The organism is Pseudomonas sp. TH41, assembly GCF_016650695.1.
Lineage (GTDB): Bacteria > Pseudomonadota > Gammaproteobacteria > Pseudomonadales > Pseudomonadaceae > Aquipseudomonas.
In genome coordinates this window covers 984,491-1,002,557 of record NZ_JAEKFH010000005.1, presented here as the reverse complement: position 1 = coordinate 1,002,557, position 18,067 = coordinate 984,491, and the positions used below count along the sequence as shown (strand labels likewise).

The following is an 18,067-nucleotide window of genomic DNA, read 5'->3' as shown; positions in this document are numbered from 1 at the left end:
CCGTCTTCGCGAGCAAGCCCGCTCCCACAAGGGGTAGGTGGTGCATCGGGCCCGGTGTCTGGTGTTAAGACCGAGCTATCGGGCCAAGTTCCTCAGGCGATCCCCCAAACCTTGAAAACAAATGCGTATTCGAGTGCTACGTCACGCAATCCCTGGTATCGACCGCTCATCCCGCCATGCCCGGCGCCCAATTCGGTCTTGAGCAGCAGGGGGTGGGTATCGGTTTTGGTCGCGCGCAATTTCGCCACCCACTTGGCCGCTTCCCAGTACTGCACGCGACTGTCGTTGTAGCCGGCAATTACCAAGGTGGCCGGATACGCTTGTGCGGTGACGTTCTCGTACGGGGCGTAGGCCTTGATCCGATCATAAACGTCCGGCTCTTCAGGGTTGCCCCATTCGTCGTATTCGGTGACGGTCAACGGCAGGTCCGGGTCGAGCATGGTATTCAGCACGTCGACGAACGGCACTTCGGCAATGGCGGCCCCGAACAGCTCCGGCCGCATGTTGAGCACCGCGCCGATCAGCAGACCACCGGCGCTACCCCCACTGATCGCCAATTGCGATGGCGTGGTAAAGCCATTGGCAATCAGGTGTTCGGCACAGGCGATGAAATCGCTGAACGTGTTGTGTTTGTGTTCCTGCTTGCCGGCGCGATACCAGGCTTCGCCCAGTTCACCGCCACCGCGCACGTGCGCGATGGCAAACGCCACGCCACGATCCAGCAGGCTGAGGCGAGCGTGGGAGAACCACGGGTCGAGGCTTTCTCCGTAGGCGCCGTAGCCGTAGAGGTAAAGCGGCGTTGGCTTACCCAGGGCTTCGCGTTTGACGACGAGACTGATCGGCACTTTCGTACCGTCAGGCGCTGTAGCCCACAGGCGCTGACTGACGTAGGCATCAGCGTCGAACGGGCCAAGCACCGGGGTCTCCTTCAGCACTTTTTGTTCGCCGCTCCCCAGCTCAAGCTGGCGGATTTGAGCCGGACGGTTCAATGCCTCGTAGCGCAGACGGATTCTATCGCTGACAAATTCCAGACTGTTCTGTACATGCAGGCTGTAAGCCGCATCCGGAAGTTGCACGCGGTAGCTCGGCAGGTCGTGCGGGTGTACCTCAATGATGGGCAAGCCACCTTCGCGCAGGCTCAAGGTCATGGCTCCGGCATTCAGGGTCATGCCGTCGATCATCACGATGTCACTGTGCGGGATCAGGTTCTGCCAGTCGGCTTCGGTTGGCGCGACGCCCGTGTCGACGGCGTGGTACAGGGCAAAGTTGATGCCGTCGCGGTTGGTACGGATAAACCAGGCCCAATGGCCGTCAAGTGCGCCGTGATCGACGTCGTATTCATGGTCTTCAACGCGTGGCGCCAGGCAGGTAAAGGCCTGCTGCGGCTGGTATGCGTCAAGGACCCAGACTTCGCTGGTGGTCTTGCTGCCCAGGGACAGCAGCAATTGCTGCTCGGAGCTCGAGCGGTAGCAATGCATGAAGAATCGACCGTCCGGCTCATGGAAGACTTCTTCGGCCGCGGTGCCGTCCAATCGATAGCGGAACAGTTTGTGCGAGCGATGGGTATCGTCCAGCTCGCCGAAGAATAGCGTCAGGCTGTCATTGGCCCAGGTCATGCTGCCATCGCAGTCCTGAAACTCCAGTTCGCTGACGCGGCCGCTGGATAATTCCTTCACAAATAGCGTGTAAATCTCATCGCCGGTGGTGTCGAGGCTGTAGGCCAGGCGCTGATGATCGGGGCTGATGCTGAACGCGCCGAGGGAGAAGAAGCCGCCATTGGCCAGTGCATTCGGGTCCAGCAGCAGTTCTTCCTGACTTTCGTCGAGCTGCAGGCTGTCATCGGCTGGGCGTGGGCAGCGGTAGTGGCGGGCGTATTCGTCACCCGCCGTGGTACGCGTGTAATACAGGTACGGGCCCCAAGGGGAGGGCAAGGACAAATCCGTCTCGAGAATCCGGCCCTTGATCTCTTCGAACAGGGTTTCACGCAGCTTGGCCTGATCAGCGGTCTGTGCCTCTTGATAGCTGTTTTCAGCCTTCAGGTAGTCGAGCACCGCATCGGTGTCACGCTCCTGCAGCCAGGCGTACGGGTCATCGCCGTCGGCCTTGCGGGCAATCGGAGCGTCGGAAACGTTGGCGGATCGGGGCATGGAGGGCTCTCGAGCAATGTACTGAATAGGAGTTTCGCAACCTGTGGGAGCGGGCTTGCTCGCGAAGAGGCCAGTACATTCAACCTCTATGTCGACTGACACACCGCCTTCGCGAGCAAGCCCGCTCCTACATGGGCAAGCCTGATGTGCGAAAAGTCGTTACTATAAGCGCCTCTTTGCCTGCCTTGCCATGGACACCATGACCGAGAACGACTATCTGATCGCTTGGGGCCTCTACGCCTTTGCCGCTTTAGGCTGCTTGTTGGTGTGGATGCGCATGACCCGCTGGATGTGGCGCTGGCTGCGTGAGCCACTGCGGCTGCTGATGGCCGTGTTGCTGTTCAGCCCGACCATCATCGACCCGGTGAAGGAAAAGGTCGCCCCGGCCATCGCCATTACCGCCCTGGACCTCGCCTTCAAGGTTGGCAACAACGCCTGGCGGGCAATTTCCGATCTGTTCATGTACGGCATGATCGCCTTCGGTATTTACCTGGTGTTCGTGGCGATCCGCTTCCCCATCGAACGCGCGTCCAAGGCTCGCAAGGAGCGGGCTGCTGCCGCGAAAGCGGCGCTAAAGGCTGATGAGCCGGAAGATGACCAGCCTTTCGGCGGTGCCGGCGATGATCGTTATGGTCGTCCGCCCGTCCCGAGCAACCCCCAGCGGTTACGGGTCGAACCGCGTTTGTAACCTTGCCCCTGCCTTGAAGCGAGAGTCCGAGCATGTGTGAGTTATTGGGCATGAGCGCCAATGTGCCGACCGATATCGTGTTCAGCTTCACCGGGCTGATGCAGCGTGGCGGCCGTACCGGGCCGCACCGTGACGGTTGGGGCATCGCGTTCTACGAAGGCCGTGGCCTGCGGCTGTTCCAGGATCCGGCGGCAAGTAGCGAGTCCGAAGTGGCGAACCTTGTGCAGCGCTATCCCATCAAGAGTGAAGTGGTGATCGGGCACATTCGCCAGGCCAACGTCGGCAAGGTCTGCCTGTCCAACACCCATCCTTTCGTGCGCGAACTGTGGGGGCGCAACTGGTGTTTCGCCCACAACGGCCAACTCGCGGACTTTCAACCGAGCGCCAGTTTCTATCGCCCCGTCGGCGATACCGACAGCGAAGCGGCGTTCTGCGATTTGCTCAACCGCGTGCGGGCGGCGTTCCCGGAACCGGTCGAGGTCGAAGCACTGCTGCCGGACCTGGTGGCCGCCTGCGCCGAGTACCGCAGTAAGGGCGTGTTCAATTGTTTGCTCAGTGATGGTGACTGGCTGTTCTGTTACTGCTCGACCAAATTGGCGCAGATTACCCGTCGTGCGCCCTTCGGCCCGGCACGTTTGAAGGATGTCGATGTGATCGTCGATTTCCAGGCCGAAACCACACCCAACGACGTGGTCACGGTGATCGCCACCGAACCGCTGACCGAAAACGAAACCTGGACCCGCTACGAGCCGGGTCAATGGAGCCTCTGGCGACGCGGCGAATGCGTCAGCCAGGGCAAGACCGAATAAGGATCTCTCCCCCATGTTGCTCAGTTATCTACGGCTGGTTTTGTTTGCGGCGGGCCTGTTGATTGGGGTCCAGGTGCCGGGGTTCATCAGCGATTACACCAAGCGGGTTGAAGCGCATTTGATTGAGGCGCAGACCGCTTTGAGCGGTTTTCAGGGCACCGCCAATCAATTCTTCAAGGGTGACATGCAGGCGTTGGTGGCCCATTACCGCGCCAGCGAAGACCCGATTTTCCGCAGCGATGCCGACAGCCTGAGCACCTTGCTGTCCCGTCAGTTGGCACTCGATAAACAGTTCCAGGCCATGCAGGGCCCGTGGTACATCCGCCTGCTGCAAGTAGCGTTGGCGGCTGATCCGGACATCCGCAAGGAAACCTGGAATGGCTACAGCTACCAGATTCTGCTGACACCCGAAGCGATGATCTGGGGCATGAGCGGCGCGCTGCTGTTGTCGTTCGGGATCGAATGCCTGTTCCGGTTGATCGACTGGGTGGTGCTGGGCGGCAAACGCCTGCGCCAGAGCCGGCCGATTGAAGACCGGGATGTTCGGGGGTTGTAAGAAAAAGATCGCAGCCTGCGGCAGCTCCTACATTGGAATGCGTTCCCCTGTAGGAGCTGCCGCAGGCTGCGATCTTTTGATTTTCAACGACTGAGAACGATGTAATCGTCACCCACCTTGCGCGCATACCCCTCCAACACCTGCTGACACAACGCAACAATCTCCTCGACCCACTCCACGCCAGTCCGCCATGACACCACGACTTGCAAGTTCGGTGGTCGTTGCTCAATGGCCAGCAACGTCAATTCCCCCCGCGCCAGCTCCTCGGTCACCAGCACGGGCGGCAGTGCGCCGATACCAAATCCGTCACGCAGCAACCGGGTAATCGCCGACACCGAATTCACGCAGTTCAGCCGTGGCGTCATGACGCCGTTGGCCTGCATCAGACTCAAGATGTCCTGATGCGGATGGGAGTTTTTCGAGTAAGTAATGATCCGTTCCCGGGCCAGGTCGGTGATGCCCGAATACTCGCGGTTGTAGATCGAATTACTGGCCGCAATCCAGCCCATGGGATGGCTGGCCAGCTCCAGGCTGCGCACGCTTTCCTGGCGCAGCAAGTCGGTTTGCAGGATCAGGTCGAGGAAGCCTTTTTGCAGCTGATCGCAGAGGTTGAGCGAGGTATCGGCCACCAGCTCGATTTCCACCAGCGGATAATGATCCGTCATCTGCGCTACTAACGGGCTGAGCCAGGTGTGGATGACCGTGTCCATGACGCCGATCCGCACGCGTCCGACCTTGCTCGAACGCGTCTCGATCGACTGTTTGAGGGCTTGCATGGTGTCCATCATCTGCTCGGCATAATCGAGCACTTTCAAACCTTCGGGTGTCAGGCTCACACCGCGGGAATCACGCAAAAACAATTTCACCCCGAGCTCGCCTTCGAGCACAGCGATGCGGCTGGAAATCGATGCTTGGGTGGTGAAGAGCTTGTCAGCCGTCAGGCGGAAACTTTTGAGTCGGGCGACCCAGACGAAGGTCTCGAGAAACTTCAGGTTCATGGGGTCAGCTCGTGGATAAAGTTTTCTTATGTCTAAGGCGGGGTTTTATTAGTTGGACTTGGCAGGGCCTGGCGCCCAAAAATCGGCGCATCCGGTTCCCACGATAGGCGTCGTCGGGGCTCAGAACAATACCAATAAAATTAGCGCGGAGATTTGCCATGAGTGCGCCCGACACGCTCGACATCCCCAAGGCGACGGTTCGACCGGGACCTTTCGACTGGTACCGCAACATCAATCAGCAAGAGCGCCGCACCTTCTGGAGCTGCAAGATCGGCTATGGTCTGGATGGCATGGACACCCAGATGCTCAGTTTCGTGGTGCCGACCCTGATTGCGATGTGGGGCATCACCACCGGACAGGCCGGGTTGATTCACACCAGTACCCTGATCGCCTCGGCCATCGGCGGTTGGGTGGCGGGGATTTTGTCCGACCGCATCGGTCGCGTACGCACCTTGCAACTGACAGTGCTGTGGTTCGCCTGCTTTACCTTTCTCTGCGGCTTCGCCCAGAACTACGAACAACTGCTGATCAGCCGCACCTTGATGGGCTTCGGGTTCGGTGGTGAATGGACCGCCGGCGCAGTGCTGATGGGGGAAGTGATTCGCGCCAAGGACCGTGGTAAAGCGGTGGGCATGGTGCAATCGGGTTGGGCATTGGGGTGGGGGCTGACGGCGATTCTGTATGCGCTGCTGTTCTCGGTATTGCCGCCGGAAGACGCCTGGCGCGCCCTGTTTATCCTAGGCATCGTGCCTGCGATTTTCGTGATCTTCGTTCGCCGGCTGGTCAAGGATCCGGAGATTTATCGCGAAGCCAAAGCCAGACAAGAGCCGAGCAATCCGGCGAAGTTCTACGAGATCTTCGCGCCTGGCATCCTCTTCACGACGATTCGCGCTTCAGTGCTGACCACCGGCGCACTGGGCGGTTACTACGCGATTACCTCCTGGCTGCCGACTTTTCTGAAGAACGAGCGCGGTTTAAGCGTACTCGGTACGGGCGGATATCTGGCGATGGTGATCGTCGGTTCCTACGTCGGTTATGTCATCAGCGCGTATTTGACTGACATCCTCGGTCGCAAAAAGAACTTCATTCTGTTCGCGGTCGGCTCGTTCACCATTGTTCTGCTCTATACCCAGTTGCCCGTCAGTAACGGTGTGATGCTTTGGTTGGGTTTTCCGCTGGGTTTCTTCGCCTCAGGGATTTTCAGCGGCATGGGTGCGTTTCTGACTGAACTGTTTCCGACGCGGATTCGCGGTTCGGGGCAGGGCTTCTGCTACAACATTGGCCGGGCGCTGGCGGCGTTGTTCCCGCTGTTGATTGGATTGCTTAGCCAAACGGTGCCACTGAGTGTAGGCATCGGGGCGTTCGCGGCGGTGTCCTACGGGGTGGTGATACTTGCGGCACTGAGTTTGCCGGAAACCCGTGGCAAGCAACTGGATGCGCAGTAATCTGCCTACATCTGAAAAGAATAAAACCTACAGGAGTGTTCACCGTGAGCCGCCTGCTATTGAACTGCGACATCGGCGAGAGTTTCGGCAACTGGACCATGGGTCTGGACGCCGAGGTCATGCCTTTCATTGATTGTGCCAACATCGCCTGCGGCTTCCACGCGGGCGACCCGAGCATCATGCGCAAGACTGTCAGCCTGGCCCTGGGCCACGGTGTGCAAATCGGTGCTCATCCGGCCTATCAGGATCTGGTGGGGTTCGGCCGTCGTTCCATGGCCTACACGGCCCAGGAACTTCAAGACATTCTGCATTATCAGATCGGCGCCCTCGACGGCATCTGCCGGGCCCAGGGCGGGAGCCTGAGTTACGTCAAACCCCATGGTGCGATGTACAACGACATGATGGCCAACCCGGCGCAATTGCGCGCGGTGCTTCAGGCTGTTGCGTCCTACGACCGGCAGTTGCCGCTGATGCTGATGGCCACTCGCGACAATAGCGCCGCCCAGCAAATGGGCGATGAATACGGCGTGACCCTGTGGTTCGAGGCCTTCGCCGATCGCGCTTACGACAGCGCCGGCAGGCTGGTGTCGCGGCAATTGCCGGGGGCGGTGCATCACGACCCCGAGAAAATCATCGAGCAGGCACTGATCATTGCCCGTGGCGGTGCCCTTACTGCCAGCGATGGCAGCGCCTTGCACTTGCAGGCCAACACCCTTTGCGTACACGGCGACAACGCCAGTTCGGTAGCCGCCGTGCGGCGTATTCGTGCCGCCTTAGATCAGCAGAGCGCGTCATGAAACTTCGCGTGGAGGTGGTGGCGCTGGATTGCCTGATGGTGCGCCTGTTCGATGAGATCGCCGAAGCCAACATGCCGTGGATGCTCGCGGCCACTGAAAGTCTGCGTTCGGCGTTCGGGAAGTGTTTGATCGATCTCGTGCCGTCCTATACCACGGTGATGGTGCATTACGACCTGACGGCGCTGAATCCGTCTCAGGCCCGGGAACTGATCGCCCAAGCCTTGATCGATCTGTCGCCCAATGCTCGCACCGGCGGCAAATGTCATGTGCTGCCGGTCTGGTATGACCTGAGCGTCGGTCCGGAATTGAACCTGTTGTCCAACCGCAGCGGGTTGGCGGTGGCAGAGGTGATCCGCCGCCACAGTGAGCACGAGTATCAGGTGTTTGCGCTGGGCTTTGCACCGGGCTTCGCTTTCATGGGGCTGGTGGAGGAAGTGCTCGCCGCGCCGCGTCTGAGTACCCCGCGCAAAAAGGTCGCCGCCGGCAGTGTCGGTATCGCCGAACGGCAGACCGCTGCCTATCCGGTGGTTTCTCCCGGGGGTTGGAACTTGATCGGCCGTACCCCGGCCAAATTGTTCGACCGCGAACGCGACGGCTACAGCCTGATGCAACCGGGCGACACGGTGCGTTTCGAGGCGATCGGCCATGCCGAGTTCATCAACCTGGGCGGTGACGACACGCCGTTGGAGGCACAGGCATGAGCCGGCTATCGATTGAAGCAAGTACGCCACTGTGCCTGTTGCAGGACGCGGGCCGATTCGGCGTGCGACACCTGGGCGTTACTCAGGGCGGCGGACTGGATTGGCGATCAATGTCCTGGGCCAATTGGTTGCTGGGCAATGGACTGGATGCACCGGTGGTCGAAATCGCCCTCGGCGGATTCACCGTGGTGGCCGAAGAAGACTGCGTGCTGGCGTTGGCCGGGGCGGATCTGGGTGCACAGGTGGATGGCGAGGCGTTGGCGCCGTGGCGCAGTTTCAGGCTGAACAAAGGTCAGCGATTGCAGTTCACTCAACCGCTGCTTGGGGCACGCGCCTATCTCGCGGCGCCAGGCGGGTTTGATGCGCCGAAGGTGTTGGGCAGCAGTGCGACGGTGGTCCGCGAGGCACTCGGTGGCCTGGATGGCATGGGCCGGGCGCTGGCCAAAGGCGCGCCGTTGAGTTACGCCGGCAGTGGGTTGTTACTGCTGCGGGAGTTACCGGTAGAACATCGGCCGGACTTCAACGTCAATTCGCCGTTGGAGTTGGTGCTCGGTGCACAGATCGGCAATTTCAGCGGGCAAAGTACGTTCGACGCTTTCAACAGCGTCTGGACCCTTGATAGCCGTGCCGATCGCATGGGCATACGCCTGCTGGGAACGGCGTTGCAGTACGAGGGCAAACCGATGATTTCTGAAGGCATCCCGCTGGGCGCAGTCCAGGTGCCGCCGGACGGGCAGCCGATCGTGCTGCTCAATGATCGGCAGACCATTGGCGGGTATCCGCGATTGGGGGCGTTGACGCCGTTGGCGCTGGCGCGGCTGGCGCAGTGTTTGCCGGGGGCGAAGGTGCGGTTGCGGCCGGTGGTGCAGGAAGTGGCGCATCGGGAGCAAGTCGAATATCTACAGCAATTCAGGTGAAGATCAAAAGATCGCAGCCTCCGGCAGCTCCTACACCGATCTCTGTAGGAGCTGCCGAAGGCTGCGATCTTTTGTGTCATGACACGATTACTTGGAAAGAAACCGCATCCCTTCTTCAAGCCCCCGCAACGTCAGCGGGTACATCTGGTCATCAATCAAATCGCGCACGATATTGGTCGAAGACGTATAGCCCCACGTATCTTTTGGATACGGATTAATCCAGATGAGCTTCTTGTACTTCTCCTTGAAGCGCTGCATCCACACGTAACCCGCTTCTTCGTTCCAGTGCTCGACGCTGCCGCCGGCCTGGGTGATTTCGTAAGGCGCCATGGCGGCGTCGCCGATGAAGATCACTTTGTAGTCGGCGCCGTACTTGTGCAGCAAATCCTGGGTCGACGTGCGCTCGGAGGTGCGGCGCATGTTGTTCTTCCACACCGATTCATAAATGAAGTTGTGGAAGTAGAAGTACTCCAAATGCTTGAACTCGGTCTTGCAGGCCGAAAACAGCTCTTCGCAGATCTTCACATGGGCGTCCATCGAGCCGCCGATGTCGAACAACAGCAACAGCTTGACGGTGTTACGCCGTTCCGGACGCATCTGGATGTTCAGCAGCCCGGCATCTTTGGCGGTGTGGTCGATGGTGCCATCGATGTCGAGTTCTTCCGCCGCGCCCTGACGCGCAAATTTGCGTAACCGCCGCAGGGCAACCTTAATGTTGCGCGTGCCCAGCTCCACCGAATCGTCGAGGTTCTTGTACTCCCGCTGATCCCAGACCTTGACCGCTTTGCCCTGGCGCTTGCCGGCATCACCGACCCGAATGCCTTCCGGGTTGAAACCACCGGAACCGAACGGGCTGGTGCCGCCGGTGCCGATCCATTTGTTGCCGCCGGCATGGCGTTCTTTCTGTTCTTCGAGGCGTTTCTTGAACTCCTCGATCAGCTTGTCCAGACCGCCGAGGGACTGGATCGCTGCCCGCTCTTCGTCGGTCAGGGAACGCTCGAATTCCTTGCGCAGCCAGTCTTCGGGAATCAATGCCTGAAGGTGATCGTCGAGTTTTTCCAGGCCATTGAAGTAGGCACCGAAGGCTCGGTCGAACTTGTCGAAATGCTTTTCGTCCTTCACCAGAATCGCCCGTGACAAGTAATAAAACTCGTCCATGTCGGCGAAGGTCACGCGCTGTTTCAGTGCGTTGATCAGGTCCAGCAGTTCGCGCACCGAGACCGGCACTTTGGCAGCACGCATTTCATTGAACAGGTTAAGCAGCATGGCGATTGCCCTCTATCTTGTTAAACAGAGGGATCAGCGAGTGCCGCGACGGCTCATGAACGCCAGGCGTTCAAGCAATTGCACGTCCTGTTCGTTCTTCACCAGCGCGCCGGCCAGCGGTGGTATGGCCTTGGTCGGATCGCGTTCGCGCAGTACCGCTTCGCCGATGTTGTCGGCCATCAGCAGCTTCAGCCAGTCCACCAGTTCAGAGGTCGATGGCTTTTTCTTCAAGCCCGGCACCTTGCGTACGTCGAAGAACACGTCCAGCGCTTCGCTGACCAGGTCTTTCTTGATGTTCGGGTAATGCACGTCGACGATCCGCTGCATCGTGACGCGGTCGGGGAAAGCGATGTAGTGAAAGAAGCAGCGGCGCAGGAAGGCGTCCGGCAGCTCTTTCTCGTTGTTGGAGGTAATGATGATGATCGGGCGTTTCTTGGCCTTGATGGTCTCGTCGATCTCGTAAACGTAGAACTCCATCTTGTCGAGTTCTTGCAGCAGGTCGTTAGGGAACTCGATGTCGGCCTTGTCGATTTCGTCGATCAGCAGGATCACCCGCTCTTCGGATTCGAAGGCTTCCCAGAGCTTGCCCTTTTTCAGGTAGTTGCGAACGTCGTGGACCTTCTCGGTGCCCAGCTGCGAGTCCCGCAGGCGGCTGACCGCGTCGTACTCGTACAGGCCCTGATGCGCCTTGGTGGTGGACTTGATGTGCCAGGTGATCAGCTTGGCGCCGAAGGACTCGGCCAACTGCTCGGCGAGCATGGTCTTGCCGGTGCCCGGTTCACCCTTGACCAGCAGCGGCCGCTCCAGGGTGATGGCGGCATTGATCGCGAGCTTCAGGTCATCAGTGGCGACATAGGCCTGGGTGCCTTCGAACTTCATTTGCTAATCCTCGAACGGTAACGCCGACCTGACGGGGCAGGGCGGGGCGCAATAATTGTAGTACCCGACTATAACGCGGTGCCCGGTCGACTGTGAACGCAGACGTCTTATTCAGTCTCTGAATGGAGCGTCACATCTTGACTCAGTCTCGGCGGCTGGCCAGTATTGTGCTATCGCCATTTTGGCGATAGCTTGCGGTGCATGTCTACTAAATATCGATTTCGCGATACGTACCGCATTCAGTTGCGAGAGAAGGATCACCCGCCACCCCATGTGCACCTGACCGGTGGCGGGCTCGACGTGATACTCAGCCTGCAAACCGTCGAGGTGATGGTTGGCAAGGCGCCGCCGCTGATAATCAAGGAAGCGCTGGCGTGGGTCAGGGCCCATCAAGTGCAACTACTGGAGGATTGGAAACGATGTTACCCATGAAACGACCACGGTTGGCGGCCATACAGGTGTTGACGGATTACCGCCTGGCGCTGACGTTTATCGACGGCCAGCAGTTGACCCTCGATTTGAGCCGTGACCTGCACGCTTATCCGGGATTACAGCCATTGCTGGAGGCTGGCGCATTCGAAAGTGCGACCCTGGGCGATGAGGGCTGGAGCGCCGAATGGCCTGAGCAGGACATCCAGATCGGCGCCGACACGCTGTATCTGGACGCGCTCGCGCAAAACGCTTCCGACGACAACACGCGGATCTTCATTCACTGGCGTGCCCGTACGGGTTTGCCCCTGAATCAGGCGGCCGAAGCACTGGGGGTCAGTGCCCGCACCATCACTCGCTACAGCAGCGGTCGTGAAGCGGTGCCTCGATCCTTGGCGCTGGCCTGTCTGGGCTGGGACTTCTTGCAGCAACAATCGAATCCGGCGCGGGCAGCAGAAGAAAGCGGTCGCTACACCGTCACCCGAAAACCTTAGCCCGCATCCGGCTTCGGCTGCTCATACCGGGCATTGAACGCCTGAATGAAACCATTACGTAAAATCTGCAAAAACGCCTGGAACGCGCTGATATCTTGTCGATGGACACTGCCACTGAGTTCAACGCGCGTTGCGAACTGATTCTTGCCCTGGTTTTTCAGCACCGTTTCGGAGCCCCCGACGATGGCCTCCCAAATCGATCGGAAAATCCCTTTGTCTTTGTTTTCAACGTCCTGTTGCCAATTGAACACGTCGACGTCCTTCAGTAGCGGTTTGATGTAACCGCTCAATTGGCCTTTTTTGGCTTGGGCTTCGATCACCACATCTCCGTGGCCAGCGTTGAAGTCGAACTTGCCGTAGGCCGAGGCGAAGTCGTTCATGCGTTTGAGTTCGATGCCCTTGACCCGCAGGCGAAATTCGAAGTCTTCGAAGTTGCTCAGCGGGTCGAACGTGGCGGTGGTTTCCAATGGCGCCTGCCCCAGCAGCAGCGCCTTGCCTTCGAAGCGGGCATCTCGCTTGCCTTCGGTATCGACCACGTTGGTCAGATTAAAAATGCTGGCGTTGACTTGGGTGGCGTTCATATTAACGGGGGGCTTGGAATTGAAGTTCCGGAAGCTGATCTTGCCGTCGTAGATGCGCACTTCGTTTAACGTGATTGGTAGCAACTTGCCCAGTTGAGCTCGCCAGTCGGTGCCCTGACCCGTTTGCGAGTTTTGCTTGTTGGCGCCGCCATCGACGAAATTAACCTCAGGATTGAAGAACTGTACCTGGGCCACCACCGCGTGGTCGTACCAGAGTGAATGCCAGCTGACGGAGAGGTCAATCAACGGCGCATTGACGAAGGGCACCGGGACCTTGCCGACGACTTTTACGATCTTCAGTCCATTGATTTTGTAAGCACCGCGCCACAAGGCCAGGTCGACGTCGGTGATCTGGCCACGGTAGGCGCCCATGTCCGCCAATTTGTCGTTCAGGTAATTGCGCACCATGTAGGGCAAGGCGATGTGCAGGGCAATCAGCAGCACAACGACGCCGGCGAGGGTCCACAGGGGCCAGCTGTATCGACGTTTCATGATGGCAAATCTCTGGCGATGTAAAACCATTGACTGCTGCGGTGCCTGGACGTTCGCCCGAACTGGACGACTACAGGCAAGAAGCTTACCTTTGAGAGCTAATTCAACGCTGTACAAGGACCCAGCCATGAGCCGTATTTTCGCTGACAACGCCCATTCCATCGGCAATACGCCACTGGTGCAGATCAACCGCATCGCCCCGCGTGGCGTGACAATCCTGGCCAAGATCGAAGGGCGCAACCCGGGTTACTCGGTCAAATGCCGAATCGGTGCGAATATGATCTGGGATGCCGAAGGCACTGGCAAACTGAAGCCTGGCATGACCATCGTCGAACCGACCTCGGGTAACACTGGCATCGGCCTGGCGTTTGTTGCCGCTGCCCGTGGTTATAAATTGGTGCTGACCATGCCGGCCTCCATGAGCATCGAACGACGCAAGGTGCTCAAAGCACTCGGCGCCGAACTGGTGCTGACCGAGCCCGCCAAAGGCATGAAGGGCGCGATCGAAAAAGCCGGCGAAATCGTTGCCAGTGACCCGGCCAAGTACTTTATGCCGTCGCAGTTCGATAACCCTGCCAACCCCGCCATCCACGAAAAAACCACCGGCCCGGAAATTTGGAACGACACCGACGGTGCGGTCGATGTCCTGGTGGCTGGCGTCGGAACAGGTGGAACCATTACTGGGGTTTCGCGGTATATCAAGAATACCCAGGGCAAACCGATTATCTCGGTGGCGGTAGAGCCGGTATCGTCCCCGGTCATTACCCAAGCGCTGGCCGGAGAGGAAATCAAACCGAGCCCGCACAAGATCCAGGGCATCGGTGCCGGTTTTGTGCCGAAGAACCTTGATCTGTCGCTCGTCGATCGGGTCGAGCTGGTGACCGACGACGAATCCAAGATCATGGCGCTGCGCTTGATGCAAGAGGAAGGGATTTTGTGCGGGATCTCCTGCGGTGCCGCCATGGCAGTAGCGGTTCGCCTGGCGGAAACCCCGGAAATGCAAGGCAAGACCATCGTAGTGATCCTGCCGGACTCCGGTGAACGCTACCTGTCGAGCATGTTGTTCAGCGATTTGTTTACCGAGCAGGAGAATCAGGCGTAGGAGCTGCCGCAGGCTGCGATCTTTTGATCTTGTTTGATCTTGTGGTGGGGCTGATTCAGATCAGCCCCCGTTCAGGCGCTTTATGTTAATAAGTACTTTTGTTGCGCAATCCTTAACACTGAATGTTGGGTTATGCGGGTGTTTCCCGTTGCCGGTAATGTTTATCATGCCCGGCTGTCACGTCGGGTAAATGACGTTGCGCAAAGTTGCCTATTCCCAAGGAGTTGTTGATGACCTTTTCCTTTGCCGCAAAGACATTGGTGTTGCTGCTGTTTCTCGGCAGCACGCTCTATGTGCATTTGCGCGGTAAGGCGCGCCTGCCCGTCCTGCGTCAGTTCGTCAACCACTCGGCGCTGTTCGCGCCCTACAACGCCTTGATGTACCTGTTCTCCGCCGTGCCGTCCAAACCGTATCTGGATCGCAGCAAGTTCCCTGAACTGGATGTGCTCAAGGACAACTGGGAAGTCATTCGCGATGAAGCGATGCACCTGTTCGACGAGGGCTACATCCGCGCCGCCGAAAAGAACAACGACGCCGGTTTTGGCTCGTTCTTCAAGAAGGGCTGGAAGCGCTTCTACCTCAAGTGGTACGACAAACCCCTGCCATCCGCCGAAGCCCTGTGCCCGAAAACAGTGGCATTGGTCAGCAGTATTCCAAACGTCAAAGGCGCCATGTTCGCGCTGCTGCCCGGTGGCAGTCACCTCAATCCGCACCGCGACCCGTTTGCCGGTTCCCTGCGCTATCACCTGGGGCTGTCGACACCGAATTCCGATGACTGCCGAATCTTTGTCGACGGTCAGGTCTACGCCTGGCGCGATGGCGAAGACGTGATGTTCGATGAGACCTACGTGCACTGGGTCAAGAACGAAACCGAGAAGACTCGCGTGATCCTGTTCTGCGACATTGAACGACCGCTGAGCAACCGCGTCATGACCCGCATCAACCACTGCATCAGCGGTTGGCTGGGTCGCGCGACTGCGCCGCAAAACCTCGATGACGAGCGCGTGGGCGGTATCAATCGAGCCTATGCGTGGAGCAAGAACTCCAGCGACAAGTTCAGCGGTGTGGTCAAAAAGTGGAAGCGTCGCAATCCAAAGGCCTACCGCGTGATGCGGCCGGTGTTGGCGGTGGTGGTGCTGACGTTGTTGGGGTATTGGCTGTTCGGCTGATTCCGATCACGGAATGAAAAACTGCCCGTACCACGACCTGTAGCAGCTGGCGAAGCCTGCGTTCGGCTGCGTAGCAGTCGTGAAACCTGAGCGCAAGGACTTCCTGAAACACCGAGCCGCCTGATTTCACGACTGCTACGCAGCCGAACGCGGGCTTCGCCAGCTGCTACATATCGCGTAGGAAATTGACCGAGCTGCCTTTACGGCTCCTTTGTCCAAGTCATTGCAATCGATGTCAGCCGCTGGTTATAGTCGGCGCTCGGTAATTTCCAACCCTCCGTCCACCTCATCAAAAAAGATCAGCCCATGCCTGCTTCCCTCATCAACGCGGTAGTCGATTCAGCGGTCAACGCTGGCGTCGTGCCGTGCGGGAGTCAGCAGCCTGCGCAGATCAGTCATTACCCTCCACCTGTCCGTAGCACGCCGGTGTGCGCAGTTGTATCACCGCCGGGTGTTGGCGTTTCGGGCTGATCAGCTGCTCTTTGCTGCTCCCATGCCCTTCTGAAAAGCGCCCGCCGGAAAAAACTACTGGATTTCAGCTTCGGCTGAGTTGGCTTTTTGCCTGACTACAGGTGGTATTCATGTTTGTCCTTTCGAAAAAGTCCGCGCTCGCGGCGGCGTCCACGAGCCTGTTCGTTCTGCTGTGGAGCAGCGGGGCGATCTTCTCCAAATGGGGGCTGGCCCACGCGTCGCCCTTTGCCTTTCTGCTGTTTCGTTTTGCCATTGCGCTGTGCGGTCTGGTGCTGCTGGTACCGTTGCTCAAGCTGAAACTGCCCAAGGGCGGCAAGCCGATGCTGTATGCGATGGCCACGGGCGTGGTGTTGCTGGGGGCTTATCAGATTTTCTATCTGCTGGCCCTGGACCTGAAAGTCACGCCGGGCGTGATGGCCACGATCATGGGTGTGCAGCCCATTCTCACGGTGGTGATCATGGAGCGTCAGCGATCAACCAGCAGAATGTTCGGCCTGACACTGGGACTGGCCGGGTTGATCATGGTGGTCTATCAGGGTATCGGCTTGGCCGGCATGTCGCTGGCCGGCATGCTCTTCGGTTTGCTGGCGCTGGCGAGCATGACGTTCGGTTCGATCATGCAGAAGCGCATCACCGACAATCCGCTCGGCACGCTGCCGGTGCAGTATCTGGCGGGACTGTTGCTCTGCGGGATTTTCGTGCCGTTTCAGCCGTTTCATTTCGAACACAGCAGCGGTTTCATCGTGCCAGTGTTGTGGATGGGATTGGTGGTATCGGTACTGGCGACCTTGTTGCTGTACCGTTTGATCGCCCGGGGCAATCTGGTGAATGTCACCAGTCTGTTTTACCTGGTGCCGGCAGTGACGGCGATAATGGACTACCTGTTTTACGGCAATAAGCTGGCGACATTGAGCATGCTCGGCATGCTGCTGATCATCGTCGGCCTGGTGTTTGTGTTCCGTAAAAACACGTAAATCCGCTGGGGGATTCGGCGATTGGTAGATGGGGAGGTGAGTGATTTAGCTTTGTGATTGTCGATGTCTGAGCCAACGCCTTCGCGAGCAAGCTCGCTCCCACATTGGATCTTCGTCGTGGCGCCGATCCAGTGTGGGAGCGAGCTTGCTCGCGAAGGCGTAATTAGCAACACCGCAGCACTACCGCGTGGCGACTTCTATCGGTTTCACCAACGCCGGCTTCAACACCAACCACAACGCCGCCGCAATCAATACCCCGCCATAAATGTGCGCCATCGACAGCGGCTCATCCAGCAACAACGCCCCCCACAACACCCCGAATGGCGGAATCATGAACGTCACGGTCATCGACTTCACCGGCCCGATCGAGGTGAGCAAACGGAAGTAAATGATGTACGCAAACGCCGTGCAGCCCAGACCCAACCCCATCAACGACAGCCACACACTCCAGCCGCCCCAGCTCGCCGGTGGCTGGCTGATCACGCTATAACCGAACAGCGGCAACAGAAACAGCGTCGCCCCGAGCATGCTACCCAGTGCCGATAGACGACTGTCCAGACCGCCGGCCTGATCGAGCCAACGGCGGGCGAGGAATCCTGCGAAACCGTAGCAGGTCGTGGCGAGCAGGCAGGCGAGGGCGCCCATTAGCAGTTGCATGTCGAACGCCACCGGGCCGGCACGAGTCAGGATGCCAACGCCGAACAGCCCGAGGAAGACGCCGCCGAGCTTGGCGGTGGTGAGTTTTTCACTGAAGAACAGGCCGCCAATCAAAACGCCCATCAATGGCGTGGTGGCATTGAAAATGGCCGAGTAACCGGCCGGCAGCACCTGGGCGGCGACCGAATAAAGAGTCGCCGGAATCCCGGAGTTGATCACCCCGAGCAGCATCACTGTCTTGAGTTTGCCTTTGAAGTCCCAATTGATGCGCATCAACCCGAGGATCACCAACAGCCCGGCGGCGGCAATCGACACACGGAAAAACGCCGTCGGAACGGTGCCAATCACGGGGGCAATGATGCGCATGAACAAGAAGCTCGCGCCCCAGATGGCCGCCAGCGACAGCAAACGAAAAATATCGACGGGGCTCACGGCGTACTCCTACCTTGATGGGGGCGAGAGTGTTGCCGAGAGCCCTGCCTATGGCAACCGAAA

19 protein-coding genes are annotated in these 18,067 nt (G+C 58.9%); 13 read left to right on the top strand and 6 right to left on the bottom strand.

Translation table 11 applies throughout. From position 1 onward, the window contains the following. Positions 1-92: 92 nt before the first annotated feature. A complete protein-coding gene (locus JFU37_RS23020; RefSeq protein WP_201119178.1) occupies positions 93-2,147 on the bottom strand; it encodes a S9 family peptidase in 2,055 nt (684 codons plus the stop codon). Positions 2,148-2,337: 190 nt separating this feature from the next. Here JFU37_RS23020 and JFU37_RS23015 point away from each other — a divergent pair, with 190 nt between their 5' ends. Genes JFU37_RS23015 through JFU37_RS23005 form a run of 3 tightly spaced genes read left to right on the top strand, consistent with a single transcriptional unit; the run spans position 2,338 to position 4,200 of the window. After that, complete coding sequence (locus JFU37_RS23015) at positions 2,338-2,835, top strand: MFS transporter (RefSeq protein ID WP_201119176.1); 498 nt, start codon at positions 2,338-2,340, stop codon at positions 2,833-2,835. Between the two features lie 32 nt (positions 2,836-2,867). Further along, positions 2,868-3,644, top strand: a complete 777-nt coding sequence (locus JFU37_RS23010) for a class II glutamine amidotransferase (RefSeq protein ID WP_201119174.1) — start codon at positions 2,868-2,870, stop codon at positions 3,642-3,644. Between the two features lie 13 nt (positions 3,645-3,657). Beyond that, positions 3,658-4,200 (top strand): DUF2937 family protein, encoded by a 543-nt coding sequence (locus tag JFU37_RS23005; protein ID WP_201119172.1) that lies wholly within the window; start codon positions 3,658-3,660, stop codon positions 4,198-4,200. Positions 4,201-4,283: 83 nt separating this feature from the next. Here the strand turns inward: JFU37_RS23005 and JFU37_RS23000 are convergent, their stop codons facing one another. Next, positions 4,284-5,198: a LysR family transcriptional regulator gene (locus JFU37_RS23000; RefSeq protein ID WP_201119170.1), complete on the bottom strand. Its 915-nt coding sequence runs from the start codon at positions 5,196-5,198 to the stop codon at positions 4,284-4,286. A gap of 158 nt (positions 5,199-5,356) precedes the next feature. Between JFU37_RS23000 and JFU37_RS22995 the strand changes: the two genes are divergently transcribed. Genes JFU37_RS22995 through JFU37_RS22980 form a run of 4 tightly spaced genes read left to right on the top strand, consistent with a single transcriptional unit; the run spans position 5,357 to position 9,058 of the window. After that, positions 5,357-6,643: an MFS transporter gene (locus JFU37_RS22995; protein ID WP_201119168.1), complete on the top strand. Its 1,287-nt coding sequence runs from the start codon at positions 5,357-5,359 to the stop codon at positions 6,641-6,643. 44 nt (positions 6,644-6,687) lie between these two features. After that, entirely contained in the window at positions 6,688-7,440 is a 753-nt protein-coding gene (locus JFU37_RS22990; RefSeq protein WP_201119166.1) for a 5-oxoprolinase subunit PxpA, read from the top strand. Continuing rightward, the gene (locus JFU37_RS22985) at positions 7,437-8,141 is read left to right on the top strand and encodes a 5-oxoprolinase subunit B family protein (protein WP_201119164.1); all 705 of its coding nucleotides are present in this window, start codon (positions 7,437-7,439) and stop codon (positions 8,139-8,141) included. Before JFU37_RS22990 ends, JFU37_RS22985 begins: the two co-directional genes overlap by 4 nt. Then, positions 8,138-9,058 carry a 5-oxoprolinase subunit C family protein gene (locus tag JFU37_RS22980; protein ID WP_201119161.1) on the top strand — a complete coding sequence of 307 codons (921 nt, stop codon included), beginning with the start codon at positions 8,138-8,140 and terminating at the stop codon, positions 9,056-9,058. Before JFU37_RS22985 ends, JFU37_RS22980 begins: the two co-directional genes overlap by 4 nt. An 87-nt stretch (positions 9,059-9,145) precedes the next feature. On the opposite strand, the gene JFU37_RS22975 is transcribed toward JFU37_RS22980, so the two are convergent. Both JFU37_RS22975 and JFU37_RS22970 read right to left on the bottom strand, forming a co-directional pair. After that, positions 9,146-10,324 (bottom strand): vWA domain-containing protein, encoded by a 1,179-nt coding sequence (locus JFU37_RS22975; protein WP_027925858.1) that lies wholly within the window; start codon positions 10,322-10,324, stop codon positions 9,146-9,148. 33 nt (positions 10,325-10,357) lie between these two features. Beyond that, on the bottom strand, positions 10,358-11,203 hold the full coding sequence (locus JFU37_RS22970; protein ID WP_201119159.1) for an AAA family ATPase: 846 nt from the start codon (positions 11,201-11,203) through the stop codon (positions 10,358-10,360). A gap of 201 nt (positions 11,204-11,404) precedes the next feature. Between JFU37_RS22970 and JFU37_RS22965 the strand changes: the two genes are divergently transcribed. Then, the gene (locus JFU37_RS22965; protein ID WP_201119157.1) at positions 11,405-11,635 is read left to right on the top strand and encodes a DUF4160 domain-containing protein; all 231 of its coding nucleotides are present in this window, start codon (positions 11,405-11,407) and stop codon (positions 11,633-11,635) included. Continuing rightward, on the top strand, positions 11,623-12,126 hold the full coding sequence (locus JFU37_RS22960; RefSeq protein ID WP_201119155.1) for a DUF2442 domain-containing protein: 504 nt from the start codon (positions 11,623-11,625) through the stop codon (positions 12,124-12,126). Before JFU37_RS22965 ends, JFU37_RS22960 begins: the two co-directional genes overlap by 13 nt. On the opposite strand, the gene JFU37_RS22955 is transcribed toward JFU37_RS22960, so the two are convergent. Then, positions 12,123-13,199 (bottom strand): DUF748 domain-containing protein, encoded by a 1,077-nt coding sequence (locus JFU37_RS22955; RefSeq protein ID WP_201119153.1) that lies wholly within the window; start codon positions 13,197-13,199, stop codon positions 12,123-12,125. The two genes, JFU37_RS22960 and JFU37_RS22955, sit on opposite strands and share 4 nt — an antisense overlap. A gap of 127 nt (positions 13,200-13,326) precedes the next feature. Here JFU37_RS22955 and cysK point away from each other — a divergent pair, with 127 nt between their 5' ends. The 4 genes from cysK to JFU37_RS22935 all read left to right on the top strand — a co-directional run bounded on the left by cysK (position 13,327) and on the right by JFU37_RS22935 (position 16,915). Beyond that, positions 13,327-14,301 carry a cysteine synthase A gene (cysK, locus tag JFU37_RS22950; RefSeq protein ID WP_201119151.1) on the top strand — a complete coding sequence of 325 codons (975 nt, stop codon included), beginning with the start codon at positions 13,327-13,329 and terminating at the stop codon, positions 14,299-14,301. Positions 14,302-14,531: 230 nt separating this feature from the next. Next, on the top strand, positions 14,532-15,470 hold the full coding sequence (locus JFU37_RS22945) for an aspartyl/asparaginyl beta-hydroxylase domain-containing protein (protein WP_201119149.1): 939 nt from the start codon (positions 14,532-14,534) through the stop codon (positions 15,468-15,470). 306 nt (positions 15,471-15,776) lie between these two features. Beyond that, complete coding sequence (locus tag JFU37_RS22940) at positions 15,777-15,941, top strand: hypothetical protein (RefSeq protein WP_201119147.1); 165 nt, start codon at positions 15,777-15,779, stop codon at positions 15,939-15,941. Positions 15,942-16,051: 110 nt separating this feature from the next. Beyond that, complete coding sequence (locus JFU37_RS22935) at positions 16,052-16,915, top strand: DMT family transporter (RefSeq protein ID WP_201119144.1); 864 nt, start codon at positions 16,052-16,054, stop codon at positions 16,913-16,915. 180 nt (positions 16,916-17,095) lie between these two features. Here JFU37_RS22935 and JFU37_RS22930 read toward each other — a convergent pair whose 3' ends face one another. Then, complete coding sequence (locus tag JFU37_RS22930; protein ID WP_201119142.1) at positions 17,096-18,004, bottom strand: EamA family transporter; 909 nt, start codon at positions 18,002-18,004, stop codon at positions 17,096-17,098. Between the last annotated feature and the right edge of the window lie 63 nt (positions 18,005-18,067).